Below are 26,339 nucleotides of genomic sequence, written 5' to 3'. Positions count from 1 at the left end.
TCGGGATCACCCTATGTCTCGCTGGAACAACTCCTGAAACACCTCAACTCGGTGGTTCGTGGATGGTGTAATTACTTTCGACACGGAGTCTCATCGGCTACCTATCGCTATCTTGGCCTCTACCTGTGGCAAAGTGTGATGAAGTGGCTACGGGCGAGACATCCGAAACTGGGTTGGCGGAAGATCAAACGCCGGTACCTCACCGGGTATCCGGCAGGCCTCCCGGTGGAAAACGGGACCGTGCTCTATAACCCGCAAGAAACACCTATCGAGCGATATCGATGGCGTGGTTACGCGATCCCTACACCCTGGACAAGCCTGGCGAACATGCTGAACACAGCCCAACAAGCATAACTACATGGAGAGCCCGTTGCGGCGAGAGTCGCACGGCGGGTTCGGCGGGCGGCCTCTGGGAAACGCACCCGAGGAAACTCGGGCGGCGCGCCCAGGGCCGACCCATCTGCCACCGCCCCGCCCAGGCCTGCGACCTCGACCATGCGGTGCCCTGGCAACATGGCGGCCACACCGACGCCGACGACCTCGTCAGCTTTTGCCGCCGTGACCACCGGTTGAAAGACGAACCCGGCTGGACCTACCAGCTCACCCCCGACGGCACCCTCACCGTCACCACCCCCACCGGACACCGTTACGACAGCACGCCCCCGCCCCTGCACGAACCCCGCACCCGAACACCCCTCACCGACGAACCACCACCGTTCTGACCCCTTGTTGCCGAAAAACGGCTACAGGTCTTGTTCGCGCGAGTCAGGCCCGAGGTCCGGGCAAACGCCACCGCCCACCCCGTAGCCGAAACTCGGCGACGTGTTCTTCCACGTCACGCACGGACCCAGTGCTGCCAACTGCGCGACCATCGGCCGGTTCATCAGCCGAACCGTTGTCCATTGCCGATATTCGGCTATCACTCTTCCTGTACCGCTCACGATCCCAGCGTCATCAGCGAACAACTGTCACCGGACCGGCGACGTACGATCGGTCCTCCGCTCGTTCTGAACCTATTGCCGAAATCCGGCCACGCGTTCTTCCGCGTCACGCGCGGCCGTCGGTCATTTCATCAGTGGAACCGTTGTCGCTGGGACCGGCGGCGTACGGTCGGTCCTCCGCCACCGTTCTGAGCCCATTGCCGAAAATCGGCCACCGCTCTTCCATGCCGCTTACGATCCCAGTGCCTTCGGCTGCGCGGTCGTCGGTCGTGCTATCGGCGGAACAGCTGGTACTGGACTGGCGAGGTGTAGACGATCTTCGGTTAGTTCTGAGCCTATTGCCGAAATTCGGCCACGCGTTCTTCCGCGTCACGCGCGGCCGTCGGTCGTTCCACCAGCCGAATAGTTCTCGCTGGACCGGCGGCGTGCGGTCTGTCCTCCGCCACCGTTCTGAGGCCATTGCCGAAATTCGGCTATCGCTCTTCCGTACCGCTCACGACCCAGTGCCTTCGGCTGCGCGGTCGTCGGTCGTGCTATCGGCGGAACAGCTGGTACTGGACTGGCGAGGTGCGGACGATCTTCGGTTAGTTCTGAGCCTATTGCCGAAATCCGGCTACGCGTTCTTCCACGTCACGCGCGGCCGTCGGTCGTTTCATCAGTGGAACCGTTGTCGCTGGGACCGGCGGCGTGCGGTCGGTCCTCCGCCACCGTTCTGAGCCCATTGCCGGAAAACGGCGACGTGTTCGTCCTGTCACGCACGAACCCAGTGCTGCCAGCTGCGCAGTCGTCGTCCGCTCCACCAGCCGAACAGTTCTCGCTGAACCGGCGACGTACGGTCGGTCCTCCGCCACCGTTCCGAGCCCGTTGCCGAAATCCGGCCACCGCTCTTCCCGTACCATTCAAGAGCCCAGCGCGGCCAGGTGCGGCGGCCGTCGGTCGTCCCGTCGACGGAATCGCTGGTACTGGACTGGCGAGGTGTGGACGATCTTCCACTCGTTCTGAACCTATTGCCGAAATTCGGCCACGCGTTGTTCCTCGTTACGCGCGGCCGTCGGTCGTTTCATCAGCCGAACAGTTGTCACTGGACCGGCGGCGTACGGGCGGTCCTCCGCCACCATCCCGACCCCATTGCCGAAAAACTCACGAACCCAGCGCCGCCAACTGTGCCGCGGTAAGCCGTTCCACCAACGGAACCGCCCGATACTCGCCACCGACGGATACCACCGTCACCGGCCCGGCGATGTGCGGATGCTCGACGGTGACCCGCAAAGCGGCTGACACCTGTTCGGAGGGCCACCCCAGCGCACCCGAAAGTGCCGCGACGGACAGTGGGCGTCCGGCGTGCAGGAGGGCGGCGAGCACGGTCACCGCGTCGGCGACGAAGACCGCGACCCGGTCGTCCAGCATGACTTCGTGGATGCGCGCGTGGAATCGGGCGAGGTCGTCCATGCGGGCGCCTGCGGGGGTCGCCGTGCCGAGGATCTCGGCGCCGCGGCGGGCGATATCGGCCCAAGCGCGGTTCGAGCGGACGCTTTCGGCCCAGACCCGTTGGGGCATTTCCTCGTCGACGACGTACCGTTCCCGTCGTCCGTCCCGTTCCCGTTTGAGCATCGCCTGCGTTTCTAGGTAGGCGACGGCGTTCGAGATCGACGCAGGGCTGACTTGGAGCCGCTGGGCGAGTTCGGCCGCGGTGTGCACGCCACCGTCGCTGACGGCCAGGCACGCGAGGACTCGCGACATCATCCGCGGCAGTCCGGTCTCGACCATCATTTCGGTGAAGTCCGTTTCGAAGCGGCGCATGGCTTCCGGGTCTCGGCCGTAGCCGGGGGAGGCGAACGCGGCTTCCGGCGCGGGTGGCTTCCGGCGGCGCCGTGCCCGTTCGCCGGTCACCCGGCTCGCCTCGTCGGCGCGGTAGCCGGAATGACCGCTGTTGCGCGCGACCTCGCGGCTGATGGTCGACGTCGGGCGTTCGAGCCGCCGGGCGATCTCGGCGTATCCGAGGCCGTCCTTGAGCCACGTCGCGATCAGCCGCCGGTCCTCCAGCGTCAGCCTGCCGCCCGGCATGGGGCGCCTCCTGTGCGTTCACGCGCAGACCAATGCAACGAAGCGTTGCATTCATCGGCACCATAATTGCAACGATTTCACGAACTCTACCAGCTATAACCGGCAGAAGGCCCGTTCAAATCTTTGAGCGGCCAGTGAACGCAACGTAGCCTTTTGTTCTAGCTGAATATCTGGGAGGAACAGCTGTGACGAACTCAGTACCCCATCTCGCGGAACTACCCCTCGAACGGCCGTCGGGCTGCCCGTTCGATCCGCCCGCCGAACTCGCCTCGCTGCGTGACGAGCATCCGCTCGTCCGGCTGACGTTCCCCGACGGCCACGAAGGCTGGCTCGCGACCGGGCACGCGATCGTCCGGACCATCGTCGCGGATCCCCGGTTCAGCGCACGGCAGGAGCTGATGCACTCGCCGCTGCCGGGCGCCGCCGCGATGGTGGAGATGCCGCCCGCGGCGCCGGGGATGTTCATCAAGATGGACGATCCCGAGCACGGCCGCTATCGCAAGATGCTCACCGGCAAGTTCACCGTCCGCCGGATGCGGCTGCTCACCGAACGGGTCGAGCAGGTGACCACAGAGCACCTCGACGCCATGGAGCGGCAAGGGTCGTCGGCCGATCTGGTGACGGCCTTCGCGCAGCCCATTCCGGCGCTGATGATCTGCGAACTGCTCGGTGTCCCGTTCGCCGACCACGAGTTCTTCCGGCGCAATGTCGTGCCGTTGAACAGTCCGGGCGCATCACTGGCCGAGCAGGAAGCCGCGATCAACGCCCTCGGGGAGTACCTCTACAAGCTCGTCGTCGCGAAGCGGGCCGAGCCGACCGACGACATCCTCGGCGAGCTGGCCACCACGGAACTCACCGACGAAGAGCTCACCAGCATCGCGTTCCTCTTGCTGGGGGCCGGGTTGGACACTACGGCGAACATGCTGGCGCTGGGCACCTTCGCGTTGCTCCAGCATCCGGACCAGCTCGAAAGTCTGCGCCAGGATCCGGAGAGCGTCGAAGGGGCGGTCGAGGAACTCCTGCGCTACCTGAGCATCACGCACACCGGTGCGCGCACCGCGCTCGAAGACGTCGAGATCGGCGGACAGCTCGTCAGGGCGGGGGAGGCGGTCGCGCTCTCGATGGTGGCCGCCAACCGCGATCCGCTGAAGTTCCCCGAGCCCGACCGGCTCGATCTCCGCCGGAACACCGCCGGGCACGCGTCCTTCGGGCACGGCGTCCACCAGTGCCTCGGCCAGCAGCTCGCGCGGGTCCAGATGAAGGTCGCCTTCACCGGGCTGCTCGCCAGGTTCCCGGCGCTGCGGCTCGCCGTTCCCGCGAGTGAGGTTCCGATGCGGACGGACTCCGACATCTATGGGGTGCACGCGCTCCCGGTGGCCTGGGGCTGATCGCGATGAGACTCGAAGTCGACCGGGAACGCTGTGTGGGCGCCGGAATGTGCGTGCTGACCGCGCCAGAGGTGTTCGAACAGGACGAGCAGGACGGCAGGGTCCGGTTGCTGGAACCGGAACCGGCCGAGATCGGCGACGCCGTGCAGTTGTGCCCGGCGGCGGCGATCACGGCTAACGGCTAGGACATCGCCAAGGCCAGGGGGTGCCGGGCGGGCACCCCCTGGCACGGGATCAGCCGACGTCGACGAGGACCTTGCCCGCGTCGGCGCTCTGCGCGGCGGTGCCGGCGTAGAGCTGCTGGACCCTGGCCTTCTCCTGCGCGTTGGGGTTCACGATCTTGCAGCTGACCCCACCGGTCGAACCGGACATCAGCGACGAGCACGGGCCGGGCTTCACGTCGGGCAGGCCGAGGCTGTGCCCGAGTTCGTGGGAGGCGATCCGCGGCGTGTGATAGCCCTGCTGGACGGCCTGCCTGCCCATCCACACGGTGACCGTGCCGCCGGGGCGGACCGGGCCGAGGGTGGCGCGCGGCCAGCCGTTGTCGGCGATGACCCGGATGTTGACGCGCTGTCCCGGCGTCGCCTTCACGATGCGGACGTTGGTGACGTTGGTGTTCCAGACGTTGACGCCGGCGGCCACCGCGTCCTTGAACTCCGCGGCCTGGCTGTCGTCGTAGGTCAGGGTGGTCGCCATGATCTCGGCGGCACCGGCGGAGGGTGCTGAGAGCACCGATATGGAGAGCGCGGCGCCGGTGAGCACCGCGGCGAAGGTACGTCGAAGCACGTTGAACTCCTCGCGTTAAGGCGTGCTGGAATTTCGGAGCAGTGTCGACACTTTGTTCTGGCGAGAGGTTAAGACCTGTCAAGGTTGTCGCGGAACCCGCCGATAGTCGCCTGTCGTTAACCATGATCTTGACGAACCCGGAAGACTGTGCCGTTATGACGACGGCGCGATTCACCGGACACGAAGAACCGATCCTCGCGGTCGCGGTGAAGGGAAACCGGCTGGTCACGGGCGGCGCGGACAAGACGGTGCGGGTCTGGGACCTGGAGACCGGCGCGCAGCGGTTCGCGTTGAGCGGCCACGATCGGCCGGTGCTCGCGGTGGGCATCTCGGGTCAGTACGTGGTCGGTTGCGATGGGGCGACGGTGCGGCGCTGGCGGCTCACCGGCCGCGAGGTGCAGCCCCCGGAGGTCCAGACCACCAAGCGGACGCTCGCGGTCGCGGTGGCGAAGGAATTCGCCGTGTCCGGCGCGGGAAGCACCGTCGAGGTCCGGCGGCTGGACGGCGTGACGGTGCGCGGCCTCCGCACCGGCGGCCCGGAGATCGAATCCGTCGCGGTGACCCCGGACGGCCGGGTCGTGGTGGCCGGCGACGACACCGGCGGGGTTCGCCTGTGGGACAAGGAAGTCGTTTCCCACTACCGGTTCGGCGGCGCGGGCGCGGTCCACGTGGTCGCGGTTTCGGCCGACGGCGAGCGAGTGCTGTCCGGTGAGGGGGAGACGGTGCGCCTGTGGGGGCGACACGGCGATCCGGCCCTCGTCTTCCGCGGGCACCTCGGCGTGGTGCGGGTACTGGCCTTCAGCCCGGACGGCAAACTGGTGCTGTCCGGCGGTTCCGGCGGCGAGATCTACGTCCGCGAGATCGACGCCCCGGCCGATTACACCCTCCTCAAGGGACATGAGGGGAACGTCCGGGCGATCGCCTGCACCGCGGGCAACGAGAAGATCGTCTCGGTCGGCGACGACCGCACGATCCGGGTGTGGGATCGCTTCGGTAACCAGATCGACGGCACCGGTTTCGTGGAGCCCAAACCGGGGCGGGCGCGTCCCCGGATCACGCCCGACGTCGAAAGCGCGATCGACCTGATCGGCTTCCAGGACGACGTGCGTACCCTCGCCGCGGTCATCGCCGACCGCGAGACCAGCCCGCCGCTGTGCGTCGCCCTGCTGGGGCCTTGGGGTTCCGGCAAATCGAGTTTCGTGCGCCAGGTGACGGACCGGGTGGCCGAACTGGCCCGCCGGTCCCGCGGCGACGCCGCCAACAGCGTGTTCGCCGGTGAGATCCGGCAGATCCGGTTCAACGCCTGGCAGTACCACGACGATCACCTGTGGGTCGGGCTGGTGGACCACCTGTTCCGGAACCTCGGCGCGCCCGAGGCGCACGCGGACGCCGGCGAGGTCCGGGCCGAACGCGAGGAGCTGCGGACCCGGCTCGCGAGCCTCCGGGCCATCAAGGCGGATTCCCCGCTCACCTGGCGCTGGCGGCTGCTGGTGTCCGGCGTGGACCGGGCCGAACGCCGGCGGCGGCGGCTCGCCGTCGCGGGCTACGCGGTCTTGGGGGTGCTCGGCATCGCCGCGGCGATCACCGGATGGGCCTTGTGGCACAACGCGATCCTCGCCGTGGCGGGCGCCGTCGTCGCGCTCGGCGCCGTGCTGACCCCGGCGCTCACCACCGCGAAGTCCGCGCTCGCGCCAGTGAAGTCCACATTGGACAGACTGCGATCCGATGTCGACAAACGGGCCGAACGGTTCGAGACCGAGGTACGGGAGACCGAGGAACGGCTCCGGCGGCTGGACGCGGCCACGCGGCTCGGCGACCTGATCGAAGAGGCGACGGCAGGCAGATACGGGGACTACCAAGGGGTCTTCGCCCGGGTCCGGGAAGATCTCGCGGACCTGAGCGCCGATCTGGCGGACGCGCGGACGGAATGGCTGCTGGCGGGCGGCAAGGGTGAGCCGCCGCTGGAACGGATCGTGCTCTACATCGACGATCTCGACCGTTGCCCGCCGTCGAAGGTGATCGAGGTGCTCGCCGCCGTGCACCTGCTGCTGGCCCTGCCCGCGTTCGTCGTGGTGGTGGCCGTGGATCCGCGATGGTTGCGACGATGCCTTGACCAGCACCACGAAGAGCTGTTCGGCGCAGGGGAGGCGCGGCGGGCGGAATACCTCGACAAGATCTTCCAGATCGTGTTCGCGTTGCGCCCCATGGGGGCCGCGGCGGACGAACTGATCGACGTCCTGATGCCGATCGAAGGACGGGAACCAGTGCCGCCCGGGCACGAAGAATGGCCGGAGGAACCTGTCGAACCCGGTGGAAGCGGCGAACCGGTGGAGGTCGTCGTCAAGGACACATCCCCGCCGACGTTCTACAACATGCGGCCGGACCGGTTGCGGCTCACCGAAGTCGAACGCGATTTCGTGCACGTTCTCCGGAAACGGCTGAAAACGCCGCGGGAGATCCGGAAGCTGGTCAACCTCTACCGGCTCGTGCGCATCGGCATTCCCGACGCGGAACTGACCAGGTTCGTCGACGGCCCCTACCGGGCGGTGCTCGTCCTGCTGACCCTGCTGGTCGTCGATCCGGACTCCGCGCGCACGACCTTCCTCGCGCTTTCCGCCGGGGAATCGTTGTCCGACGCCTTTCCACCTGAATGGCGGCTAGACGCCGAATCCTTCGATGATCTAGAGGTCTATCGGAATTGGGTGGGCACCCTCGCCCGCTTCAGTTTCGAAACCTACGACCTGGTGACCGGGGAAACAGAACCGGGAACCACGGGGTAGCTACACTTGCCCGCTACAACGGCTAGGGGGCGGCGTATGCGGAGATCAGGCTGGCTTTCGCTCGTCTTCGGCGCGCTCGTCGGGACGCTCGTGATCGTGCTGCTCGCGACCACGGTCACCGCGCCCTCGAACGCGGCGAGGACCGACTGCGTCCGGCTGGTCACCAGTTCCTCCACGGAAAAGGGCGACCTGATCCGCGAACTGGCCGAGCGGTACAACAACACCGACCGGACGTTCGACGGCGGCCGGTGCGCGAAGGTCGAGGCGCACAAGAAGACCTCGGGTGCCGCGCTCGATCTCATCGCCGACGGCTGGAACGACATCGACGAGCAGCAGCCCGAACCCCAGGTCTGGCTGCCGAGTTCGTCGCTGTGGCTCGATCTGCTGCGCCAGCGCGGCAAAGGGAACCTGATCGACGAAGGCCCCAAGACCTCGCTCGCGACGAGCCCGATGGTGATCGCGATGCCGGAACCGATGGCCGCGGCGATGGGCTGGCCGAAGAAGACCATCGGCTGGAGCGACGTCCTTCAGATGAATCAGAAGGGCGGCTGGGCCTCCACTGGAGGAGAAAACGCGAAGTGGGGGAACTTCACGCTGGGCAAGGACAACCCGCGCCGGTCGACCTCGGGGCTCGCCGCGACCATCGCGACGTACTTCGCGGCGACCGGTGGCGACTACGGCAAGATCGAGACGGCGGACGCCGTGCAGTTCGTCCGCGGCATCGAGGCGTCGGTCGCCTACTACAGCGACGATTCGGTGGCCTTCCTGAAGACGCTGTACGAAGAGGACAAGAAGCCGACGCCCTACATCAGCGCGATGGCGATGCAGGAGCAGATGGTCTACCTCTACAACCACGGCGCGCCGACCGGGGATCCGAAGCAACTGAAGAACGATCCCGTCCCCCTGAACCGGCCGCTCGTCGCCGTGCACCCGAGCGAGGGGACGGTGCTGATCGACCATCCCTTCCTGACCACGGCCAAGGCGTCACCGGAGCAGCACGCGGCGGCCAAGGACTTCTACGACTTCATGCGGGAATCCCGGCAGCAGGAGAGTTTCCGCGGCCTCGGCTTCCGTGACCCGGAAGGCAGGAGCAACCCGAAGCTGGCACAGGGCGCGCACACCGCGGAAACCGGCGACTCCCGGAAGATCGAACTTCCCACCGGGGAGCAGATCCAGAGAATGCTGGACGGCTGGGAGTACACCCAGCGACGCGGCCGGATCCTGCTGGTGCTGGACCTGTCCGGATCGATGAAGGAACCGTTCGACAAGACCCGCAAGGACAAGCCGTACTCCGAGTCCCGGATCGAACTGCTGAAACCCGCGATCCGGAAACAACTCGAATACCTGCATCCCGAAGACGAGGTCGGGCTGTGGACGTTCTCGGACGGGTACGAGGAAAAGATGCCGATCGGCAAGGTGAAGGACGTCCGTGGCCCGATGATCGACCTGGTCGAAAACCTGACCCCGAAAGGGGACACGGCACTCTACAAGACCGTGGTGGAAGCCAACGGCAAGATGCGGCGGGAGTTCGATCCGAACCTCATCAACGCCGTCGTCTTCCTGACCGACGGCGACAACACCGCGGCCGGGACCACCAGGGAACAGATGCTCCAGGCCGTCGACGCCGAGCGGCTGGACAACTCCGTCCGGATCTTCACCATGGCCTACGGCGCGCAGGCGGACAGCGGCGTTCTCGACGAGATCGCGCTGAAATCCAAGGCCCGTAGCTACAAGGCCGTCGACCCGCAGGGCATCGACAAGATGTTCGTCAACGTCTTCAGTAACTTCTGACATGGCCGATCACGACAACCGCGCGTTCCACACCGTCGCCGGAGTGCTCACGCTGATCGCCGCCCTGCTCGGTCACGCGGTGACCGTGCCGCATCCGCAGGCGTGGTTCTTCGGCGCCGCCGCCGCGTTCGCCGTCCTGCTTCCCGCCGAAGTCGCGTACTTCGTGTTGAACGCCAAGCGATCGAGGCCGGCGAGGGTGGTCCGCGCGCCGGAGCCCGCCGACGACCACAAGCTCTACAGCCTGCTCGGGCGTGTGCTGACGGCCATCGAAACGGTGCAGCCTGGCGAGATGGACCTTTCGGGAACCTTCCGGCGGGCGGTGGCGAGACTCGAAAGCCGGACGGACCGGAACGCGCCCGAGGTCGTCGCGCTGCGGGTGCTGGTGCGGCAGACCACCGAGAAGCTGGTACGACACGCGCGGGACGAGAACCCGGATTCGGTGATGCTCGTCCAGCGGATGAGGGTGTACCGGGAGGATCTCGAAGAGGCCATCGCGGCGGTCGAACCAGGCTGATAGCGTCGAGTGTTCGGTGGCGAACAGACTACGGCCGTGCGTCATGCTGATCTGACAGTATGCCGTTGATCGGGCGCCGGGTTGTCGAGGGCGTGGAACATGTGGTCGTACCGGTGGAGCACCGGTTCAGCCTGGAGGAGGCCGTGCTGGCGGTGATGGCCGCCAAAAGCACCGTGCGGCCGGCCCCTGGGATCAAGGTCGCTCCGCTGAAGGTGTCAGAGGTACGGTCAGCGCTGCTATACGCGGCGAAGCACGCCGACAGACGACACCAGATCGTGGACAGCTATTTCGTCGAGGCCGAAGACGGACCGTTGCACCGGCTGGCCGAGTGGATCAGGTCGGAGCTGGTCCGGCTGGGCATCTTCACCACGCACGATGGTTCCGCCGCCGGATCGGGTGGCCGATTCGGTTACTCTCCGCGATAGGTGTTCACGACTGCCTGGGAGGGTGTTTCGTGGGTTTGGGCCCGGAGGCCGCCGAAGAAAGAGAACGTCCGTTCCTGGAGCGGCTGGACGAACCCGTCCGTGCCCGGTTGCTGGAGATGGGCACCCCGCAGACCTACGAGAGCAGGCAGGCGCTGATGCGGGCCGGTGAGCCCGGCGACTTCGTCATGCTGCTCCGGCACGGGTACGTGAAGGTGACCAGCGCCGACCGGATGGGGGCGACGGTCATCCTCGACGTCGGGGTGCCCGGCGATCTGCACGGCGAGATCGCGGTGATCGCGGGTGGTATCCGGATGGCCGACGTCGTCGCCATCGAGGAGGTCCACGTCCGGCGGATCGCGGCGAGCGAGTTCAACCGGTTCCTGCTGGACCATCCGTCGGCGATGCGGGAGGTGCTCGTCAGTGTCGCCCGCCGGTTCGTGCTCGCCCAGCGGCAGCGGACGCAGTCCTGGAAGCCGCAGGCGGTGGCGCGGGTCGCGACACGACTGGATTACCTGGTCGACGTCTGTGGCATTCGGACACCGGCCGGCTGGCGGATCGGGATCCCGTTGAGCCAGGACGAACTCGCGCAGTTCATCCCGATGGGACGGACCATGGTCGCGCAGGCACTGGACAAGCTCCGGAAGGCGGGAGTTGTGGCCAGTTCGCGCCGTGCGATCACCGTCGTCGACCGCGAGGCGTTGCGGGTGATCACGGAAAAAGGTGTGACTTAGCTCACTGGCGTTGACCATGGCGGGGTCAGGTTCTGTTCGGTTCCGAACAGAACTTCCGGTGAGGAGTGGGAACACTGCTTCCTGCCGCCAGTTTTCACCGATCAGGGGAGGGGTCGCAGAGATGCAGGTGCTGACCTCAGGCCAATACAACGCGCACACCCACGCCGTGCTCGCCGTCGACATCGTCGGTTCGTCCAAGGCCAGTGATGACCTGCTGGATCCGATGAAGACCGAGATGGAGACGCTGGTTTCCCGCTCCTTCAACGCGGTCGGGCTCGCGCCGGGGGAAGCACGTCACTTCCGGGAGACCGGGGACGGGCTCATGGTCGCGTACCCGGACCGGGCCGTCGGGCAGCTCTGCGAGGTGGTGTTCCATCTGGACCATCTGCTGCGATCCCGTAACCGCTACGCCCGCGTCCCGATGCGAGCGCGCGTGGCCGTCCACATGGGACCGATGGCGGACAATCACCGCTACCACCGCACCTACATCACGCTGACCCGGTTGCTGTGTGCCTCGACCTTCAACGACGCCGTCGGCTACTGGTGCCGTCTCGATCCGACCGGCGACAAGTTCGGCGCCGGGATGATCGTCTCGCAGTCGGTGTGGCGCAACGTGGTCGAGCCCTTCGGTGTCGCGCTGATCCCGCCCGCGCGCTGCGGCCGGATCAGTGTCACCACACCGGATTTCGCCGACAGCGCGTGGATCCACCTGCCCGGCCTGGACGCCGACGCCGTACTGGCCGAAGTGAACCCGGCGATGCCGGCGCCGCTCGTGTTCGACCGGGTGAGCCGGTTGTCGACGACGGCCTAGCCCCAGACCGGGCGGTCCGGCTTCCAGGGAGGGAGAGCCGTACCGCTCGCCGGTTTCTGGTCCGGTACCCCTACGCCGGGCCAGAAACCGGACCCCCGGCGCGGGGGGTGGGGGCGCGGGTCATCCCCGCCGCGCCCCCACCAGCTCCCATCTACTGACGGCAGCGTTTCCCGCTGTTGACGCACTTCACCAGCTGGTTCATCAGCCGCTGCGACATGACGTTCGCGAAGTCGTCGTGGTCGGAGCGCGGGTTATGCTTCTCCTGCGCGAACGCGTCGACGGCGTACTGTCCGGCGGCCTGGACCTCCGGCGGGATGTTGTACACCAGCGTGATCCGCAGCTGCGGCACGTTCTTGAAGCCGCGCGGGCATTTCCCGTTGCGGTCGGAGAACACGATATGCGTGCGGTGGTTGGCGCTGTCGGTGTTCTTCCCGTCCCAGCAGTTCGGGAACGCGTGGACGCGCGTGACCTTGCTGCCCCGCGGGCAGATCGGGTACAGCTCGGTGAGCCGGTCCTCGAAGCCGGAACAGGTCCAGCTGGGCCGGGCGTTGGCCGGTCCGTTGGTGGTCTGCTTGGCGTCGCCGTAGAGCACCCGCAGGAACCTCGGCATCGCCACGACCCGGCGGGCACCGCCGCTGGTGAACGTCAGGTCCACCTTCTCGGGCCGCTGGATCTCGCCCTCGTTGTCGCCGATCTCGTTGTTGTCGTTGACGCCGGGAAGGTCGGCGGTCTTGCCGTCGGACTTCTTCTTCTCGACGTCACCGGCGGCGTTGACGTTGCTGTTCTGGCCGCCGTTGTCGAGGCCGCCTTCGCCGTTCTGCTTCACCGCGCATCCGGCCAGCTGGTCTTCGGGCTTCGCGACCGGTTTGCCCGCCTGCCGCATGGCGTCGCCGATCTGCTTGATCGACGGCTGCCGCTTGTTCTTCAGTTCGTCGAGCACCTGGCCGGCCTGTTTTCCTTGCGCCAGCTGGTTGTTCGCGTTCTCGGCGTCCTGGTCGAGTTTGTCGAGGTTTTCGTCGACCGCGGGCATGGCCTGGTCGGGGACTTCTTCGAGTTCACTGGCGACATCGGGGCAGTCGACCTGGGCACCGGCCTCGTCCTTGGCCGCGTTCGCGCGGTCGGCGGCGAGTTTCTCCTCGTTCGCCGCCTCGTTTTCTTCCTCTTCCTCGGTGTTGATCCGGATGACGGGCCAGAAGTACGCGGATTTGTCGCCGTTCTTGCAGGTCGTGCCCGCGCGCAGCAGGCTCTTGTTGTTCGAGTCCGCGTTGGTCGAGAGGTTCCCGACGTAGTCGTGGAGGTGTTCGGCTCCATTGCGGACGCCGGGCTGCGCGATGAAGTTGTCGCCGTTGAAGTGGCCGTTCTCGTTGCGGCCACAGTCGACGGTGAACGTCCCTCGGGCGCCTCGTTTCGCGAGGTCGAGGTTGACGTTGTTGCCGCGGGGGACCTTCGCGATGTCGATGAAGAACGACTTGTCCGCGCCGTCGGCCCTGGCGGCGTCGGGGGTTCCGGTCGTGTTCACCACGACGATCCCGCCGACGGCGAGGGACAGCGCGATGGCGCCGGTGGCGACCTTGGTCCGGCGTGCCATGCGGTGGCGGCCGGCGGTTCTAAGGTTTCGGGGCATGAAATTGTTCACCTCGTTCGGTGTCGTTGCGCGGAGCCCGGGGGATGCGGCACCGGCATCACCGGTGTCACTGACTCCGTGTTGGCTGAAACGGCCCCGACGGACAGCCGGTTCAAAACGCGACCTCGCCGTTATGCTTTCGTTACCTTGTGGCGGCGGTGATAGGCGATGCCCAGGGTGATGACGATCGGCCCCCACAAGGCGATCGGGGTGACGCAGATCGTGGCCAGCGTTTCCCAGCCCTTGTTGACATAGGCGACGTTTTCGACGACGCCGTACGCGGTGAGCTGACGGCCGTCACCGAGCGGAATCGAGCTGAACAGCGCGGTGAGGATCAAGCCTCCGGCCACGGCGGGAACGACCGCCGCCATCGGCCGGACGGGTTTGCCGCCGAGGAACGGGATCCACCGGGGCACCACCTCGCCCCAGCCTCGGACCAGGCCGATGGCCAGGATCGCGATCACCTCGGAAAGCACGCTCAGCGTGAGGACGTACGGAATGCTCAGCCAAAGTTCCGGCATCTCGCGATCGTGGATCTGCCCCATTTCGAAATGGAAGGCGAAAGGGAGCCGCCACAGACACGAAGGCAGCAGAAGCCAGGGGAGCGCATAGGCGAGGCGTGTCGCCCATCGGGGAACCGGCCGTTCGGTGTCACTGACGGCCGGAGGCAGGTGAAGGATCTTCATGAGACTGATCCTGTCGCCGTGGGGCGCCGGAAAGATCACTCGCGCGGACAAGTGCCCTCCTTCCGGAGAGGGAAAAGCCCGGCCTCGGGGCAGTCGAGGCCGGGCCGGTTCCCACTGGTCAGGCGTCCACCTTGTCCTTGGGCTCCGCCTCGGGGGCGGTGGGCCGGGCAGGCAGGAAACGCTTGAGCAACGGGAAGAACAGGATCACCAGGATGATCACGTAGACGACGATCGCGAACGGGGTGTTGAACAGCCCGCCGAGGCTGCCGTCGCTCAGTTGCAGCGCGCGCCGCATCTGCTGTTCGGCGGCCGGGCCGAGGATGACGCCGATGATCGCCGGCAGCACCGGCAGGCCGTAGCGGCGCATCGCGAAGCCGATCAGGCCGATCACGAACATCACCAGCAGGTCGAAGATGTCCGCGTTGACCGCGTACGCGCCGACGCTGGCGAAGAACAGGATGCCCGCGTAGAGGTACGGCCGCGGGATCCGCAGCAGCTTCGCCCACAGCGGCGCCAGCGGCAGGTTCAGCACCAGCAGCAGTGTCAGCCCGACGAACAGCGAGGCGATCAGGCCCCACACCAGCGACGACTCCCGCTCGAACAGCAGCGGTCCCGGCTGGATGCCGTACTGCTGGAACGCCGCGAGCATCACGGCCGCGACCGCGGTGGTCGGCAGGCCGAGGGTCAGCATCGAGACCAGCGTTCCCGCCGCCGACGCCGACGCCGTCGCTTCCGGACCCGCGACGCCTTCGATGGCGCCCTTGCCGAACTCGTCCTTGTGCTTCGAGAGCCGCTTTTCCGTGACGTAGGAAAGGAACGTCGGGATCTCCGCGCCACCGGCGGGCACCGCGCCGAACGGGAACCCGATGAGCGGACCGCGCAGCCACGGCTTCCACGTGCGCTTGAGGTCGGCGCGCGACAGCCACGGCCTGCCGACCGGGATCGGTTTGAACGCGTTGCGCCGCAGGTGCGCGGCGACCCACAGCGACTCGCCGACCGCGAACAGCGCCACCGCGACGATGACGACGTCGATACCGTCGGCCAGATGCAGCGAGCCGAAGGTCAGCCGCTGCTGGCCGGTCATCTCGTCCAGTCCGACGAGACCGATGGTGAGGCCGATCAGCAGCGACGCCACACCGCGGATCCGGGAACTGCCGAGCACCGAGGTGACCGCGATGAACGCCAGCACCATGATCGCGAACAGGTCCGGCGCGCCGATGTCGACGGCGTGCTTCGCGATCACCGGGGCCAGGACGACCAGCGCGATCGTGCCGAGGATGCCGCCGATGAAATGCCCGATCGCGGCCGCCGCAAGCGCTTGCGCGCCACGTCCCTTGCGGGCCATGGGATTACCGTCGATGGCCGCGACGACCGCCGCGCTCTCGCCGGGGGTGTTCAGCAGGATCGACGTCGTCGAGCCGCCGAACATCCCGCCGTAGTAGATGCCGGCGAACATGATGAACGCGCCGGTGGGCTCCAGGCCGTAGGTCACCGGGAGCAGCAGGGCCACCGCCATGGCCGGGCCGATCCCGGGCAGCACGCCGATCGCGGTGCCCAGCAGGACCCCGATCGCCGCCATCGCGATATGGGTCGGGGTCAGCGCGGTGCCGAAGCCATCGATGAGTTGCTGGAACATCAGAACACCTCCATCAACGGGCCACCGGGGAGCGGGACACCGAGCAGGTTGTTGAAGACCAGGAAGGTCACGACGGACATGCCCGCCGCGATCAGCGGGTCACGCACCAGGTTGCGGCTGCCGAGCGCGTAGGCCGCGCCCCAGAACAGGATCGCGCCCGAGATCGGGAACCCGACCAGGCCGATCAGCGCCGCGTTGGCCAGGAAAGCACCGCACAGCAACAGGACCGTGCGCAGGTCGGCGGGCGCGGTGAGGTCGATGTCCTCGCCGCCCTCGGCCTCTCCCTTGCCGCCGCGCAGCACGTCGCGCGCCAGCAGTACGGCGACGATCAGCAGCAGCGAGCCGACCAGGATCGGCACCGCCTCCGGTCCGACGGGACCGCGCTGGGCGAAGTCGGTGGGAATGCTCAGCGCGTCGGTGAGCACCAGCACGCCGAGCACCACGAGCCCGACGCTCACCCCGAGTTCGGAGCGCTCCTTCAGCCACGTGGTCGTCATGCCAGACCCAGCTCTTTCAGCACCGTTGCCACTCGAGTGTTCTCCTCTTTGAGAAACGAACCGAACTGCTCCCCGGGCGCGAACGCCCCGGTCCATCCGTTGCGCTGCAAGGCTTCCTGCCACTGCGGCGTCTTCTGCAGCCGATCGAACAGGCTCACCAGCTTCGCGCGGTCCGCCTCGGTGATGCCGGGCGGAGCGACGATGCCGCGCCAGTTGGTGAACTTGACGTCCACACCGGACTCCGAAAGCGTCGGCGCGTCGATGCCAGGGATCCGCTTCTCGCTGGTCACCGCCAGCACCCGGAGCGTGCCCGCCTGGATCTGGTCGCGGTACTCGCCGACGCCCGAGACGCCGAACGCGACCTTGCCGCCGAGGACCGACGCGAGCAGCTCGCCGCCACCGTCGAACTGGACGTAGTTGACCGCCTTGGGCGCGAGCCCGACAGCCTTCGCCATCAGCATCGGCGCCAGGTGATCCGGTCCGCCCGGCGACGAACCGCCGCCGACCTGGACCGCGCCGGGATCCCTCTTCCACGCCTCGATCAGCTGACCGATGTTCTGGTACGGCGAGTCCTTGCCGACCACGACGATGTCCGACTCTTCGATCAGCTTCGCCACCGGCGTGGTGTCGAGCAGCGAAGACGGCGACTTGTTCGTGAACACGCTGCCGACGACGCCGAGCCCCATCGACATGACGAGTTTGCCGTTGCCGCGTTCGGCCACCGTGCGGCCGAGGCCGACCGTGCCGCCGGCGCCGGGGAGGTTGAAGACCTCCGCGTTGCCGAGCAGGTCCGCGTCCTCCATCGCCTTGGTCGCCGTGCGCGCCGTGATGTCGTAACCGCCGCCGGGCGCGTTGGGCACGAGCACCCGCAACGACCGGATCTGCGAGCCCTCGTCGGCCTCGCTGCCCGGGGTGAGCAACGGTGGCACCAGCAAAACGGCGACGAGCGCCGCCGCGATGGCCAACCAGCTACTGGGCTTCACTGTGATCCCCGCCTCTCTGCCGCGTGGTTGGACATGTTGCACTCGTGTAAACAGAGATGTCCCGCTTGCGGGCCCAATGGTTGTTGTGGTCGTTTTGGTCACGCGGAGGTGGCGATGGGTGCTCGGGGTTCCCTGGCCCGCCAGCTCCTCGTGTGGCAACTCGTAGTCGTGACCTGCCTACTGTGCGCGGTCGGCGTGCTGGCCGTCGTCCAGGCGGGGAACAACTTCCGCACGACCGAGGGACGCCGGGCGCTTTCGGTCGCGGAGAGTGTCGCCGCGCAGGGCGTCGTGGGCGACCTCGAGAACGGCCCGTTCGAACTGAACGCGCCCGCGGCGACCGCGCGGAGCTTCTCCGGGGTGGATTTCGTGGTGATCGCGGGAGCGGACCGCTACGTGCTCGCGTCACCGGATCCGGGTCAGTTGCGGACGACGCTCGACATCGGGGAGAGCACTGTCCTCTCTGGACGGTCCTGGGTCGGCGAACTCGACGGTTCGATCGTGGCGCACGTCCCGGTGCTCGACGAAAAGGGCGGCAAGGTGGTCCGCATGGTCGCGGTGGGCTCGAAGTCGCCGGGTTTCTTCGCCGGCGTGCTCGACTCGCCGGACAACGCCCTGCGGGTGCTGGGGGTCGCGCTGGTGATCGGCGTGAGCGGCTCGCTGCTGCTGGCACGGCGGGTGAAGAACCAGACGCTCGGCCTGGAACCGCACGAGATCACCGCACTGGTGGAAAACCGGGAGGCGCTCCTGCACGGCATCAAGGAGGGCGTCGTCGGCCTGGATCCGCAGCACCGGATCACCCTGGTGAACGATCAGGCCCGCGAACTGCTGGCGTTGCCGGAGGACGCCGTCGGCCGGTCGGTCGAGGATCTCGACCTCAACGAGCGGATCCGCGACCTGCTTACCGGCCGCGCGACCGGCGCCGACCAGATCGTGCTGCGGAAAGGGAAGGTGCTGACGCTGAACCGGATGCCGATCGACGTGCGAGGTGCCGTCGTCACCTTGCGGGACCGCACCGATCTGATGACCCTGCGGGACGAACTCGACGCCAGCAGGCACGCCACCGACACGTTGCGGGCGCAGGCGCACGAGTTCAGCAACCGGCTGCACACCATCTCCGGTCTGCTGGAACTCGGGGAGTACGAAGAGGTTCGCGGGTATGTCAGCCGGATCAGCTCGGCGCAGGGGGAATGGCGCGCGGAGGTCGGCTCGCGCATCGGCGACCCGGCGGTGGCGGCGCTGCTGATCGCGAAGGCGTCGCTCGCCGCGGAACGCGGGGTCGGGCTGCGGATGGCCCCGGACAGCGAACTGGACCGTGTCGAGGACGCGCTCTCCACGGATTTGGTGACAGTGCTGGGAAATCTCGTCGACAACGCCTTGGACGCGCTGGGTGGGGAACGCGGCTGGATCGAGGTCGGGGTGTGGCAGGAGGAGGACGAAGTGCGGGTGGAGGTCCGTGATTCCGGGCCCGGTGTCGCCCCGGAGATCGCCGAGGAAGTGTTCGAACACGGCTTCACCACGAAGGCCGCGGCGCACGGCCAGCGTGGTCTCGGACTCGCGCTGATCCGGCAGGCGTGCGTCCGGCGGGGCGGCTCCGTCGAGGTGCACAACGACGACGGCGCGGTGTTCACGGCGAGGCTTCCGCGATGATCCGGGTCCTCGTCGTCGACGACGATTTCATGGTCGCGAAAGTCCACAGTGGATACGTCACGCGCACGGAAGGGTTCGCCGTGGTCGGGGTCGCGCACACCGGCGCCGACGCGCTCCGGCTGGCACGGGAGCTGAAGCCGGATCTGGTGCTACTGGACGTCTATCTCCCCGACCTGGACGGGCTTTCGGTGCTGCGCGAACTCCGGGCGACCGAGGACGTCGACGTCATCGTGATCACCGCGGCGACCGACGTGGAAACCGTGCGGCAGGCGATGCGGGGCGGTGTCCTGCACTATCTGATCAAGCCGTTCGAATACGCGTCACTGCGGGATCAGCTCACTCATTTCGCCACGCTGCACCGGCGGCTGGACCGGCTGGCCGAGGCCGGACAGGCCGACGTCGACCAGGTCTTCGGCGCGCGGCCGAGTGCGAAACCCGTGCTGCCCAAGGGACTCACCGCCGAGACCGCGCGGCTGGTGGAGACCGCACTGCGCGGCGCGTCAGGTGGGATATCCGCGAGCGAATGCGCCGAGGCGACCGGCGTCGCGCGAGTGAGCGCGCGCCGGTACCTGGAGCACTTCGTGGCGACAGGGAAGGCCGAGGTGACCCTCAAGTACGGCGGGACAGGCCGCCCGGAGCGCCGCTACCTCTGGTCCTGACCGCCGCCCGCAGGTTTCTCTTGAGGGGGTAAGGCAAAGGTGTCGCTCGTGTCGCGAAAGCCACTTTCGGGACACCAGACGTCGCGAAAGTGGCTTTCGCGACACGCCACAGTTGCCCTACCTCTCTTATCACTCACGCCCCTGGACTACTTGCGGGGAGCCAGGAGGTCGTTGAGGGTGCCGTAGTCCACGGCCTCTTCGAGACGCGAGTAGGTCCCGGTCGAGAAAAGCTCCCGGGCGCTTTCGCGCGCGACGGCGTACGCGGCCTGGCTGATTCCGGAGCCGACGCTCACCCGCGCGACCCCGAGTGCGGCCAGTTCCTTGACGCTCGGCGCGCCGGGGTGGGCCATCACGTTCACCGGCGCGTCGATGCCCTCGACGAGCGCGGCGATCACGGCGGGATCGGTGGCGCCGGGGACGAAGATCCCGTCCGCGCCCGCCGCCAGGTACGCGGCGGCGCGCTCCAGCGTCTCCGGCACGCCGCCGAGCCCTCGTAGGAAGGTGTCGATCCGGGCGTTGACGAAGACCTCGTCGCTCGCCGCGCGGGCCGCCGCCAGCCGCGGGACCATCTCTTCAGGCGGCCGCGGACCGTCCTCGATGTTGATCCCGGCCGCACCCGCGGCCACCACCGCCGCGACGGTTTCGGTGACACCGGCGAGAGTGTCCGCGTAGCCGCCCTCGATGTCCGCGGTCACCGGAACCGTTGTCACGCGGGCGATCCGGGCGATCAGGTCCACCGCGAGCTCGCGGCCGAGCAGGTCGCCGTCGGGAGCGCCGAGGCTCCAGGCCACCCCGGCGCTGGTGGTGGCGATCGCCGCGGCACCCGCGTCCTCGATGATCCGGGCGCTCGCGACGTCCCACGCGTTGGCCAGCACCAGCGGGCTCGACGGGACGTGCAGGGAACGGAACAGCTGGGCCTTCTCGCTCGTCATGGGATCAGTCCAGCAGCCCGGTGGCCCGGGGTCTAGCGGTTTCGCGACATCCACCTCAGCGAGGCGAGGACGCCTTGATGAACCCGGCCAGCCGCCGGATGCCCTCGCCGAGTTCGTCCCGGGTCAGGGAACTGAAGCCGAGCCGGATGACGTTCGCCCCACCGTCGCCGACGTAGAACATCCGCATCGGCGCCCACGCCACCCCGTGGTCGCGCGCCGAGGTTTCCAGCTCCGCGTAGCCGGCGTCGAAGGGGACCTCCAGCAGCAGGAAGAATCCGCCGCCTGGCACGTTCCACCGCACGCCGTGCTCGGCGAACCCGGCCTGCGGGAAATGCTCTTCGAGGCAGCGCAACGTGGTTTCGAGGTGCCCCACGTAGAGGTCGGCCAGTTCGCGGGTGGCCTTGCGCAGGCTGTGGCCCGCCTCGGCGAGCAGTCCGCCGATCAGCGCCTGCGAGACGCCGGAGGTGTTCACCGTGAACATGCTTTTGACCTTGGCCAGCTCTTCGGCGAACGGCCTCGGCTCGCCGGTGCCGCCGAGTACCGGCTGGTCGGCGACGAGATAGCCGACCCGGGCGCCGGGGAACGCGGTCTTGGCAAAGGAGCCGAGGTAGATCACCCGCTGCTCGTTGTCGAGCGCCTTCAACGTCGGGATCTCCTCGCCCACCCGGCCGAAGAGCCCGTAGGGGTTGTCTTCCAGGAGCAGCAGATCTTCGTCCCGGGCGACCTCCAGCAGCCGCCGCCTGGTGGACAGGGGAAGGGAATGCCCGGACGGGTTGGAGAAGTCGGCGGTCACGTAGCAGGCCACCGGACGGCGGCCGCCCGCCCGCACCCGCCGCGCGACCTCGGCGACCGTTTCGGCTTCGAGGCCGTCCTCCCCCTCGGGCACCGGCTCGATGTCGATGTCGAGCAGCTTCGCCGCGCCGGCGATGCCGACGTAGCAGGGTGAAACGGTGAGCAGGACGTCGTCGGGTGAGGCGAACAGCCCGCGGAGCGCGATCATCATCGCCTCCTGGCAGCCGTGCGTGATGAGGATCGACTCCGGCTCGACGCGGATGCCCTCGTCCGCTTCCAGCATCCGGGCCACCGCGTCCCGGATCACGCCGTTGGTGGGGCCGTACTGGAACACCGCCTTCTTCACGCGTTCCTCGGGCAGCCCGCGTGCCAGCGAATCCTCGACGAACCGGTCGAGATAGCGGTGCAGGTCGGCGAACTCGAAGAAACCCTCGTACGGCCTGCCGGAAGCGAACGACAACGCCTTCGGGTAGCGGAAGGACGTCTCGCTGAGCAAGCGCATCGAATCCATCCGCGGATCAGCGACACCCGGATGCAACCGGGACAGGTGCAGGCCAGAACTCATCGGTAGCCTTCCTTCAGAGCTGGACAGTGCGGATTCGGCTGAGTAGGGTCCGGCGATTCGCCGCATTGCCCCCGACGCGACTGTTCCAGGTCCCGCTTGAATACGGGTATCGCAATACTCGAAGACAAAGTGACGCCCCAGTGGTCCAGCTCACTCGCGCTGGTCTTTTCGAGTGAGCAGCGCGGTCCACCCGGGTAAATCCTTGACCTGCACTGTCGGCGTTCGTATACATGGAAGAGGGTCATATGCAGGAATAATGGGGCCTGTATCCGGGATGCATATCAGTTTTCCCGATTAATCCGGATAGTAATCATTGAAATTGATTTTTGGGGGTTGACTTTCGTGCACATCGACCTGCTCGGTCCATTGGTGGCACACCGGGGCGGCGTTTCCTTCGTGCCAACCGCGGTGAAGCCGAAGAAGGTCCTTGCCCTGCTCGCGCTGAACGCGAACCGGTTCGTGCAGTTGCAGGCCATCGAGAACGAACTCTGGGGTACGACGCCGCCGAAGAGTGCGCTGACCACCATCCAGACCTACATCATGCAGATCCGCAAGCGGATGGACGCCGCGCTGGACGGCGACGGGCCGAGGGCGAAGGACGTGCTGATCACCGGCACCACCGGTTACCAGCTGCGGATCTTGCCACCCGACCTCGACCTCGCCCGCTACCAGGACCTCATCGCCAGGGGTGAACTAGCCCTGACCTCGGGGAAATACGACCGCGCGGCCTGTCTGTTCGCCGACGCCCTCGCCGTCTGGCGGGACGACGCGCTGGTCGACGTCCGGCACGGCCCGGCCATCGAAACCGAGGTCCGTGAACTCGACGCCTCCCGGACGCTCACCCTCGAACGCCGTATCGAGGCGGAGCTGCGGCTCGGCCAGCACTACGGCGTGCTGACCGAGCTGGCGGTGCTGACCAGGCGGCATCCGTTCAACGAGAATCTGCACGGGCAGTTCATGCGCGCGCTCTACCGCTCCGGGCGCCGGGCCGAGGCGCTTTCGCTTTACCGCCGGGTCCGGGAACGGTTCATCGGCGAGCTGGGTATCGACCCCTCGCCCCGGCTGCGTGAGCTCCACCAGATCGTCCTCAACTGTGACGACTGCCGGGGCGAAGTGTTCTCACCCAGTACGCCCGATGTGAAATCGGCTTGCTGAAAAGGACATTTCCGACAGTGTCCGGGTAATTCCCCGCGTGACGAATAAAAGATGCCATTCGGCGGAGCCCCGGTCAACGGAGTCCCGCCGAATGGCTGTCGCTATGCCGATTTCGTGACGTCGAGAGCCGTATTGACCCGATCCAGCAGGAACCGGGGTGTGGTGGCCTCCGCCACGACGTCGTCGGGGAGTGCGATCCCCATTTCGCGTTCTATTCGGCCGACCGTGTTGAACAGGGCGAGCGAGTCGTATCCGAGTTCTTCGAACGGGGTGTCCAAAATGTCCCCATCGAGGTCGACGCCCTCCTCCTCACCGGCGCTTTCGCGGAGGATGGAGGTCAGTTCCCGCAGCTGCATCTTGTTCCTTTCTCGTGCTGAACGTGACTCACTCCGCCCGGCGGAGCACCATCGCGGAGTTGAACCCGCCATGGCCCCTGGCGAGCACCACCGCGATCCGCGGCGCAGTCGCCCTCGGTTCGCCGCGGACGAGGTCGAGCAGGCCGGGATGTGCCGGGTGTCCGATATGGACGGTCGGCGGGACGACGCCGTCACGCAGCGACAACGCAGCCGTCGCCAGGTCGAGCGCCGCTCCGCCGGCGAGCAGCCGCCCGGTCGCCGTCTTGGGCGCGGTCACCGGGACCGCTCGCGGCCCGAACACGTCCGCGATGGCTTCGGCCTCCACCGCGTCGGCCTCGGGCAGGCCGCTCGCGTCGGCGAACACCACGCCGACCTCGTCCGGCCGGACCAGGGCCCGGTCCAGCGCCAGATCGATGGCCCGGCGCAGGGCCGGACCCCGGCCGGAACCGGGCCGCGGGTCGAACGTCGCAGCGTACCCGGCGATCTCGCCGTAGACCCGGGAAACGCCCCTGGCCAGCGCGTCCGCGCGGTCTTCCACCGTCAGCAGCGCCCCGCCCTCACCGGGAGCGTGCCCGTTCGCCCGGCTGTCGAAGGGCAGGTACCCGGCGGCCGGATCGGAGGCCGTGGTCAGCCCGCCCGACGCGATCATGCACACCCAGCCCCACGGGCACAGCGATCCGTCGATCCCGCCGCTGACCATGAGCGACGTCCCCAGTCGTAACCGCCGGACCGCCTTGGCGACCGCGTCGAGCCCGCCCGCTCCTTCGGCGACGACGGCGCCGCTCGCGCCGCGGATTCCGTGCCGGATGGAGATCTGCCCGGTGTTGACCGGGTAGAACCAGGCGAACGACTGATACGCGCTGACGTACGAGCCGCCTTTGCTCCACAACGCTTCGAGTTCCCGCTGGCCGAACTCGAAACCGCCGCCCGAGGCCGCCGTCAGCACGCCGACGGCGTACTCCGGCAGTTCACGGGGATCGGCGCCCGCGTCGTCGAGGACCTCGTCCGCGGCGATGAGGGCGAGTCTCGTCATATGGTCGGTCTGTGGCAGGAGCCTGCCCGGCAGATGCCGTTCGGGGACGATGTCCACCTGGCCCGCCAGCCGGGCCGAATAGCCGCGGCTGTCGAACCGGGTCACCGGCGCGATACCGCTCTTCCCGGCCAGCGTCGCGGCCCAGTACTCCTCGGCGCCCAGGCCGGTCGCTGCGACGACGCCGAGCCCGGTCACCACCGGCCGGACCGTCCTCGGCTTGCCGCCGGTGACGGCGGGGCTCCCGGTCGCGGCGGTCATGACCGCCGCCAATCCGGCGCGGTCAGCACGATCGCGCTCTGGAAGCCGCCGAACCCGCTGCCGACGCTGAGCGCGACGTCGACCCGCCGCTCCCTTGCCACCAGCGGCACGTAGTCGAGATCGCAGGCGGGATCGGGTTCGTGCAGGTTCGCCGTCGGCGGGATCACCCCGTGCTCGATGGCGAGCGCGGACGCGGCGATCTCCAGCGAACCGATCGCGCCGAGCGAATGCCCGACCATGGATTTGATCGAGCTGATCGGGACGCGGTAGGCGTGTTCGCCGAGCGCGAGTTTGTACGCGCCCGTTTCGTGCCGGTCGTTCTGCTTGGTCGCCGAGCCGTGGGCGTTGACGTACCCGAGGTCGGCCGGTTCCGTCCGTGCCCGCGCCATCGCGCCGTGGACGGCGTCCGCCAGTTCGCGGCCGTCGGGCCGCAGGCCGGTCATGCTGAACGCGTTGCAGCGCGAGGCGTACCCGCCGATCTCGCAGTAGATGTGCGCGCCACGCTGCAGCGCACGTTCCCGCTCCTCGAGGACGAAGAACGCCGAGCCCTCGCCGAGGACGAACCCGTTGCGGGTCCGGTCGAACGGCCGGGACGCGGTGTCTGGCTCGTCGTTGCGGGCGGTGGTGGCCTTGATCGCGTCGAAGCAGGCGGTGGTGATCGGCGAGATCGGCGCGTCGGACGCGCCCGCGATCATCACCTCGGCCGAACCGTCGGCGATCTGGTCGGCGGCGTGCCCGACGACGTCGATCCCCGACGTGCACCCGGTCGACACCACGCCGACCGGCCCTTCCGCCTCGACGAGCCAGGCGACCTCCGCCGCCATGGACGACGGGACGAAGTAGTCGTACAGGTGCGGCGAGCCGCGTGTTTCGTCCACCAGCCAGTCGCGGCCACCGTCGCTGACCACGCCGTACTCGCGGTCCAGGCTCATCGTCAGCCCGACGGCCGTCCCGGTGAGCACTCCGGTGGACGCCGGGTCGAGTTCGCCGAGCAAGCCGCTGTCCAGCACCGCTTCCCGCGCCGAGACCAGCGCGAACTGCGTCGCCCGGTCCCAGCGGCCGACGTCCTCCGGGGCCAGCCCGGCGGCGACCGGGTGGAAGTCGCATTCGGCGGCGACCCGCGACCGGAACGACGTCGCGTCGAACAGCGAGATCGTCCGGGTGGCCGTCCGGCCGGCGGTGAGCAGATCCCAGAACTGCTTGGTCCCGGTGCCGCCGGGGGCGACGACGCCGATCCCGGTCATCACCACTCTTCTTTCCTCGGGATGCATGGGTTCTCCTCGCA

The 26,339-nt window shown here is 67.8% G+C and carries 24 protein-coding genes and 1 pseudogene; 13 read left to right on the top strand and 12 right to left on the bottom strand.

Going from position 1 to position 26,339, the window contains the following annotated elements; all coding sequences use genetic code 11:
• Window positions 1-21: 21 nt before the first annotated feature.
• Together ACLARN_RS11285 and ACLARN_RS11280 are read left to right on the top strand one after the other, a co-directional pair.
• Window positions 22-354 (top strand): group II intron maturase-specific domain-containing protein, encoded by a 333-nt coding sequence (locus ACLARN_RS11285; RefSeq protein WP_409491290.1) that lies wholly within the window; start codon window positions 22-24, stop codon window positions 352-354.
• 98 nt (window positions 355-452) lie between these two features.
• Window positions 453-722, top strand: a pseudogene (locus ACLARN_RS11280) (HNH endonuclease signature motif containing protein); the annotation flags it as partial.
• A gap of 1,359 nt (window positions 723-2,081) precedes the next feature.
• On the opposite strand, the gene ACLARN_RS11275 reads toward ACLARN_RS11280, so the two are convergent.
• Window positions 2,082-3,005, bottom strand: coding sequence for a helix-turn-helix domain-containing protein (locus ACLARN_RS11275; RefSeq protein ID WP_409491278.1), 924 nt, complete (start codon window positions 3,003-3,005; stop codon window positions 2,082-2,084).
• A 185-nt stretch (window positions 3,006-3,190) separates the two neighbouring features.
• Here ACLARN_RS11275 and ACLARN_RS11270 point away from each other — a divergent pair, with 185 nt between their 5' ends.
• Together ACLARN_RS11270 and ACLARN_RS11265 are read left to right on the top strand one after the other, a co-directional pair.
• Complete coding sequence (locus ACLARN_RS11270; RefSeq protein WP_409491277.1) at window positions 3,191-4,393, top strand: cytochrome P450; 1,203 nt, start codon at window positions 3,191-3,193, stop codon at window positions 4,391-4,393.
• 5 nt (window positions 4,394-4,398) lie between these two features.
• Window positions 4,399-4,578, top strand: a complete 180-nt coding sequence (locus tag ACLARN_RS11265) for a ferredoxin (RefSeq protein WP_409491276.1) — start codon at window positions 4,399-4,401, stop codon at window positions 4,576-4,578.
• A 49-nt stretch (window positions 4,579-4,627) separates the two neighbouring features.
• On the opposite strand, the gene ACLARN_RS11260 is transcribed toward ACLARN_RS11265, so the two are convergent.
• A complete protein-coding gene (locus ACLARN_RS11260; protein ID WP_409491275.1) occupies window positions 4,628-5,179 on the bottom strand; it encodes a snapalysin family zinc-dependent metalloprotease in 552 nt (183 codons plus the stop codon).
• A 155-nt stretch (window positions 5,180-5,334) separates the two neighbouring features.
• Between ACLARN_RS11260 and ACLARN_RS11255 the strand changes: the two genes are divergently transcribed.
• The 6 genes from ACLARN_RS11255 (at window position 5,335) to ACLARN_RS11230 (ending at window position 12,231) form a co-directional block, all read left to right on the top strand.
• Entirely contained in the window at window positions 5,335-7,959 is a 2,625-nt protein-coding gene (locus ACLARN_RS11255) for a P-loop NTPase fold protein (protein WP_409491274.1), read from the top strand.
• A 36-nt stretch (window positions 7,960-7,995) separates the two neighbouring features.
• Window positions 7,996-9,750 carry a substrate-binding and vWA domain-containing protein gene (locus tag ACLARN_RS11250; protein WP_409491273.1) on the top strand — a complete coding sequence of 585 codons (1,755 nt, stop codon included), beginning with the start codon at window positions 7,996-7,998 and terminating at the stop codon, window positions 9,748-9,750.
• Window position 9,751: 1 nt separating this feature from the next.
• A complete protein-coding gene (locus tag ACLARN_RS11245) occupies window positions 9,752-10,264 on the top strand; it encodes a hypothetical protein (protein ID WP_409491272.1) in 513 nt (170 codons plus the stop codon).
• 59 nt (window positions 10,265-10,323) lie between these two features.
• Window positions 10,324-10,689, top strand: a complete 366-nt coding sequence (locus ACLARN_RS11240) for a hypothetical protein (RefSeq protein ID WP_007034234.1) — start codon at window positions 10,324-10,326, stop codon at window positions 10,687-10,689.
• Window positions 10,690-10,718: 29 nt separating this feature from the next.
• Window positions 10,719-11,420 (top strand): Crp/Fnr family transcriptional regulator, encoded by a 702-nt coding sequence (locus ACLARN_RS11235; RefSeq protein WP_037307965.1) that lies wholly within the window; start codon window positions 10,719-10,721, stop codon window positions 11,418-11,420.
• Window positions 11,421-11,541: 121 nt separating this feature from the next.
• On the top strand, window positions 11,542-12,231 hold the full coding sequence (locus ACLARN_RS11230) for a hypothetical protein (RefSeq protein ID WP_409491271.1): 690 nt from the start codon (window positions 11,542-11,544) through the stop codon (window positions 12,229-12,231).
• A 151-nt stretch (window positions 12,232-12,382) separates the two neighbouring features.
• Here ACLARN_RS11230 and ACLARN_RS11225 read toward each other — a convergent pair whose 3' ends face one another.
• The 5 genes from ACLARN_RS11225 to ACLARN_RS11205 form a co-directional block, all read right to left on the bottom strand.
• Window positions 12,383-13,819, bottom strand: coding sequence for a DUF1996 domain-containing protein (locus ACLARN_RS11225; RefSeq protein ID WP_409491289.1), 1,437 nt, complete (start codon window positions 13,817-13,819; stop codon window positions 12,383-12,385).
• Between the two features lie 167 nt (window positions 13,820-13,986).
• The gene (locus ACLARN_RS11220; protein WP_409491270.1) at window positions 13,987-14,541 is read right to left on the bottom strand and encodes a hypothetical protein; all 555 of its coding nucleotides are present in this window, start codon (window positions 14,539-14,541) and stop codon (window positions 13,987-13,989) included.
• A gap of 118 nt (window positions 14,542-14,659) precedes the next feature.
• A complete protein-coding gene (locus ACLARN_RS11215) occupies window positions 14,660-16,177 on the bottom strand; it encodes a tripartite tricarboxylate transporter permease (RefSeq protein WP_409491269.1) in 1,518 nt (505 codons plus the stop codon).
• A complete protein-coding gene (locus ACLARN_RS11210) occupies window positions 16,177-16,674 on the bottom strand; it encodes a tripartite tricarboxylate transporter TctB family protein (protein WP_409491268.1) in 498 nt (165 codons plus the stop codon). Before ACLARN_RS11210 ends, ACLARN_RS11215 begins: the two co-directional genes overlap by 1 nt.
• On the bottom strand, window positions 16,671-17,639 hold the full coding sequence (locus tag ACLARN_RS11205) for a Bug family tripartite tricarboxylate transporter substrate binding protein (RefSeq protein WP_409491288.1): 969 nt from the start codon (window positions 17,637-17,639) through the stop codon (window positions 16,671-16,673). Before ACLARN_RS11205 ends, ACLARN_RS11210 begins: the two co-directional genes overlap by 4 nt.
• A 132-nt stretch (window positions 17,640-17,771) precedes the next feature.
• On the opposite strand from ACLARN_RS11205, the gene ACLARN_RS11200 reads away from it, so the two are divergent.
• Window positions 17,772-19,304: an ATP-binding protein gene (locus tag ACLARN_RS11200; protein WP_409491267.1), complete on the top strand. Its 1,533-nt coding sequence runs from the start codon at window positions 17,772-17,774 to the stop codon at window positions 19,302-19,304.
• A complete protein-coding gene (locus tag ACLARN_RS11195; RefSeq protein WP_409491266.1) occupies window positions 19,301-19,963 on the top strand; it encodes a response regulator in 663 nt (220 codons plus the stop codon). Before ACLARN_RS11200 ends, ACLARN_RS11195 begins: the two co-directional genes overlap by 4 nt.
• A gap of 146 nt (window positions 19,964-20,109) precedes the next feature.
• Here the strand turns inward: ACLARN_RS11195 and ACLARN_RS11190 are convergent, their stop codons facing one another.
• Window positions 20,110-20,895, bottom strand: a complete 786-nt coding sequence (locus ACLARN_RS11190; RefSeq protein ID WP_409491265.1) for an isocitrate lyase/phosphoenolpyruvate mutase family protein — start codon at window positions 20,893-20,895, stop codon at window positions 20,110-20,112.
• A gap of 55 nt (window positions 20,896-20,950) precedes the next feature.
• Window positions 20,951-22,252, bottom strand: a complete 1,302-nt coding sequence (locus tag ACLARN_RS11185; protein ID WP_409491264.1) for a PLP-dependent aminotransferase family protein — start codon at window positions 22,250-22,252, stop codon at window positions 20,951-20,953.
• A gap of 342 nt (window positions 22,253-22,594) precedes the next feature.
• Here ACLARN_RS11185 and ACLARN_RS11180 point away from each other — a divergent pair, with 342 nt between their 5' ends.
• On the top strand, window positions 22,595-23,407 hold the full coding sequence (locus ACLARN_RS11180) for a BTAD domain-containing putative transcriptional regulator (RefSeq protein ID WP_409491287.1): 813 nt from the start codon (window positions 22,595-22,597) through the stop codon (window positions 23,405-23,407).
• Window positions 23,408-23,508: 101 nt separating this feature from the next.
• On the opposite strand, the gene ACLARN_RS11175 is transcribed toward ACLARN_RS11180, so the two are convergent.
• From ACLARN_RS11175 to ACLARN_RS11165, 3 genes are read right to left on the bottom strand one after another with little or no spacing between them, the layout of a single operon-like run.
• On the bottom strand, window positions 23,509-23,763 hold the full coding sequence (locus tag ACLARN_RS11175; protein WP_409491263.1) for an acyl carrier protein: 255 nt from the start codon (window positions 23,761-23,763) through the stop codon (window positions 23,509-23,511).
• A 28-nt stretch (window positions 23,764-23,791) separates the two neighbouring features.
• A complete protein-coding gene (locus ACLARN_RS11170; protein WP_409491262.1) occupies window positions 23,792-25,054 on the bottom strand; it encodes a ketosynthase chain-length factor in 1,263 nt (420 codons plus the stop codon).
• Complete coding sequence (locus ACLARN_RS11165; RefSeq protein WP_409491261.1) at window positions 25,051-26,325, bottom strand: beta-ketoacyl-[acyl-carrier-protein] synthase family protein; 1,275 nt, start codon at window positions 26,323-26,325, stop codon at window positions 25,051-25,053. Before ACLARN_RS11165 ends, ACLARN_RS11170 begins: the two co-directional genes overlap by 4 nt.
• Window positions 26,326-26,339: the final 14 nt, after the last annotated feature.

Source organism: Amycolatopsis sp. cmx-11-12, from assembly GCF_046269425.1.
Classification (GTDB): domain Bacteria; phylum Actinomycetota; class Actinomycetes; order Mycobacteriales; family Pseudonocardiaceae; genus Amycolatopsis.
This window is presented reverse-complemented; position numbering and strand designations above follow the sequence as displayed.

Coding starts and splice junctions, on each gene's coding strand:
- ACLARN_RS11275 (WP_409491278.1), bottom strand. CDS start 3,005: ATGCCGGGCGGCAGGCTGACGCTGGAGGACCGGCGGCTGATCGCGACG.
- ACLARN_RS11265 (WP_409491276.1), top strand. CDS start 4,399: ATGAGACTCGAAGTCGACCGGGAACGCTGTGTGGGCGCCGGAATGTGC.
- ACLARN_RS11255 (WP_409491274.1), top strand. CDS start 5,335: ATGACGACGGCGCGATTCACCGGACACGAAGAACCGATCCTCGCGGTC.
- ACLARN_RS11250 (WP_409491273.1), top strand. CDS start 7,996: ATGCGGAGATCAGGCTGGCTTTCGCTCGTCTTCGGCGCGCTCGTCGGG.
- ACLARN_RS11245 (WP_409491272.1), top strand. CDS start 9,752: ATGGCCGATCACGACAACCGCGCGTTCCACACCGTCGCCGGAGTGCTC.
- ACLARN_RS11240 (WP_007034234.1), top strand. CDS start 10,324: ATGCCGTTGATCGGGCGCCGGGTTGTCGAGGGCGTGGAACATGTGGTC.
- ACLARN_RS11230 (WP_409491271.1), top strand. CDS start 11,542: ATGCAGGTGCTGACCTCAGGCCAATACAACGCGCACACCCACGCCGTG.
- ACLARN_RS11225 (WP_409491289.1), bottom strand. CDS start 13,819: ATGGCACGCCGGACCAAGGTCGCCACCGGCGCCATCGCGCTGTCCCTC.
- ACLARN_RS11220 (WP_409491270.1), bottom strand. CDS start 14,541: ATGAAGATCCTTCACCTGCCTCCGGCCGTCAGTGACACCGAACGGCCG.
- ACLARN_RS11215 (WP_409491269.1), bottom strand. CDS start 16,177: ATGTTCCAGCAACTCATCGATGGCTTCGGCACCGCGCTGACCCCGACC.
- ACLARN_RS11210 (WP_409491268.1), bottom strand. CDS start 16,674: ATGACGACCACGTGGCTGAAGGAGCGCTCCGAACTCGGGGTGAGCGTC.
- ACLARN_RS11200 (WP_409491267.1), top strand. CDS start 17,772: ATGGGTGCTCGGGGTTCCCTGGCCCGCCAGCTCCTCGTGTGGCAACTC.
- ACLARN_RS11195 (WP_409491266.1), top strand. CDS start 19,301: ATGATCCGGGTCCTCGTCGTCGACGACGATTTCATGGTCGCGAAAGTC.
- ACLARN_RS11190 (WP_409491265.1), bottom strand. CDS start 20,895: ATGACGAGCGAGAAGGCCCAGCTGTTCCGTTCCCTGCACGTCCCGTCG.
- ACLARN_RS11185 (WP_409491264.1), bottom strand. CDS start 22,252: ATGAGTTCTGGCCTGCACCTGTCCCGGTTGCATCCGGGTGTCGCTGAT.
- ACLARN_RS11175 (WP_409491263.1), bottom strand. CDS start 23,763: ATGCAGCTGCGGGAACTGACCTCCATCCTCCGCGAAAGCGCCGGTGAG.
- ACLARN_RS11170 (WP_409491262.1), bottom strand. CDS start 25,054: ATGACCGCCGCGACCGGGAGCCCCGCCGTCACCGGCGGCAAGCCGAGG.
- ACLARN_RS11165 (WP_409491261.1), bottom strand. CDS start 26,325: ATGCATCCCGAGGAAAGAAGAGTGGTGATGACCGGGATCGGCGTCGTC.